Below are 2,339 nucleotides of genomic sequence, written 5' to 3' on the forward strand. Positions count from 1 at the left end.
ACGGTAAGGGCGGTGACGGTAAGGAGGGCGATGGTAAGGGTGGTGACGGTAAGGGCGGCGATGGTAAGGGCGGCGATGGCAAGGGCGGTGACGGTAAGGAGGGCGATGGCAAGGGTGGCGACGGTAAGGGTGGAGACGGTAAGGGCGGCGATGGCAAGGACGGAAAGCCGAAGCCCTTGCCAGCCGTCAAGGCCGCCGATGGCAAAGGCAACCTCCGATTCAACAAGGACGACTGGCTCAAGCTGCTGGGGGCGTTGCACGATGTTGAGAACGGTCTGATCGACTACGCCACGACTTCCAGGTATGGCGAGCTGAATGGTACTTTTAAGGCTCAGCCGCGGGATACACAGTGGGAACCTGCCAAAGATTTGAATGCTCGGGCGTCGAAATTCGGTGGCTCAATTGAAACTGCCAATGAGGCGCTTCGGCAGAGACTGAGCACTGTTGTCAACGCGATGCGGTGGGCCATCGAAGTATTTGAAAACACCGACGATCTGGCGAACTACAGTCTGAATGAATTTGTCACCGAATTCCCGGACCTTAATTCTGGTGGCGGGAAGATGAGTGGCGGCGGCCAAGGTTCTGGAGGGATGTAGTCGTGGCGGACGACGAGAACGGCGGGTCGAACAGCAGCGACGACGAGTCGAACGGCGGGTCGGGCAGCGGCAACGACGAGTCGAATGACGGGTCGGGCAGCGGCAACGACGAGTCGAATGACGGGTCGGGCAGCGGCAACGACGGGTCGGACGGCGAGGGCGGGTCAGGTGGCGACGACAGCAACGTCGTCGACCCGGACGTCACCAATGGCCGGAATAACCTCTCCCGTGCCACCTACGAGGAGATTCTGTTCACGATTGCCGGCGTGGGCAAGAACCTGAACAAGATCCTGGACACCGGCGGCGGGCCGGAGGGCTGGCTCCAGTTCTCCACCGATGGGGAATCGGGGGGGCGTGTTGCCACCTCCTACACAACCCAAAACTGGACCGACAAACCGTGGTTCAGGGTAGTTTACAACGACGCTTTGCTGGCGGACTGGCACACGGCAGTCGGAGAGATCGACAGCTACATGCCACAGGTCACGGCTGCTCGGGTCGGCACTATCGACTGGGTGCAAGCCGCTGACGGCGTGGGGATGATCAGACATTACGTGAACTGGCTGGACGGAGCGCGCGAGAAGACTGCGGGATGGATCAAAAGGCTCGACAGCCCGGACGCGGAGTTCAAAGGCCGCGCGGCTTATGCCATCCAAGGTCATGTCCGTCAGATCAACTTCGTGTTGGATGACCTGTACAAGCAGATTACTCACCGGAACCCGTCGCCGGCAGAAGGGCTCGCCGACGTGACGTCCGGACTGCTCCTGTTCGGCAACGAGATGGGGACGGCGTGGGACAGTGTGAGTGGCGGACTGGTCAACGCGATCGAGAACGCACTCACCTTGGTGGTCAAGAACGTTTGGGCGTATGTTACGGGATCCGGCCTCGTCTCCGGTGACCCCAATTACGTCCTGCCCTATTTTGGAAGTAAGTCCGAGGGTCTGGAGTACATCGACTACGTGCTGGCGTCGTACGATTCCAGCACCAGTTCAGGAGGTAAGGGTCTAACCCTTCATACGCCAGATGGGGTAGGGCAGGGGCCGGCACCAGGTACCACCTGGACCCCTCCGCCGTTGCCGGAAGGTATTACGAGCCTCAAAGCCGACTTGCGATCCGAGCTGGGATGGGCCTGGATCAACAAGGCTGTCAGTGAGTCCGTGCGTGCCCAGTTGCAGCCGCTGAACGAAGCTGCCCGGAAAGCGGCCGCGCGGTTGGAAGAGGTCTTTGTCATCGCCAACCCGCCGTTTAAGGACGTGTATGACAAGACGCCACCGACAATCGGCACCGCGGGCGGCGGTCCCGATGGCAAGGGTGGCGGTGACGGTCCTGATCTGAAATTCAATCCCGACGGTAAGGGTGGCGGTAACGGTCCCGAGCTGAAATTCAACCCCGACGGTAAGGGTGGCGGTGACGGTCCGGAGCTGAAATTCAACCCCGATGGCAAGGGTGGCGGTGACGGTCCGGAGCTGAAATTCAACCCCGACGGTAAGGGTGGCGGTGACGGTCCGGAGCTGAAATTCAATCCCGATGGCAAGGGTGGCGGTGGATCTGGCGCGAATGGCGGGTTGAATTTCAATCAGCCTGGTGGCGGGTCTGGTGGTCCTGGGGCTGGGTTGAATGCGCCTGGCGGCGGGTCTGATCCGAACGGTGGGTTGAATTTCAATCAGCCTGGTGGCGGGTCTGGTGGTCCTGGGGCTGGGTTGAATGCGCCTGGCGGCGGGTCTGATCCGAACGGTGGGTTGAATT

Annotated in this window: 1 protein-coding gene and 1 pseudogene; both read left to right on the top strand. The window is 61.0% G+C overall.

Going from position 1 to position 2,339, the window contains the following annotated elements; translation table 11 throughout:
- Positions 1-596, top strand: a 596-nt coding sequence (locus AB0I53_RS32080) for a hypothetical protein (protein ID WP_358611345.1), incomplete at its 5' end; no start/stop codon positions are given.
- Positions 597-598: 2 nt separating this feature from the next.
- Positions 599-2,339: pseudogene (locus AB0I53_RS32085) on the top strand (hypothetical protein); the annotation flags it as partial.

The organism is Saccharopolyspora sp. NPDC050389, from assembly GCF_040655595.1.
In the GTDB taxonomy this organism is placed as follows: Bacteria; Actinomycetota; Actinomycetes; order Mycobacteriales; family Pseudonocardiaceae; genus Saccharopolyspora.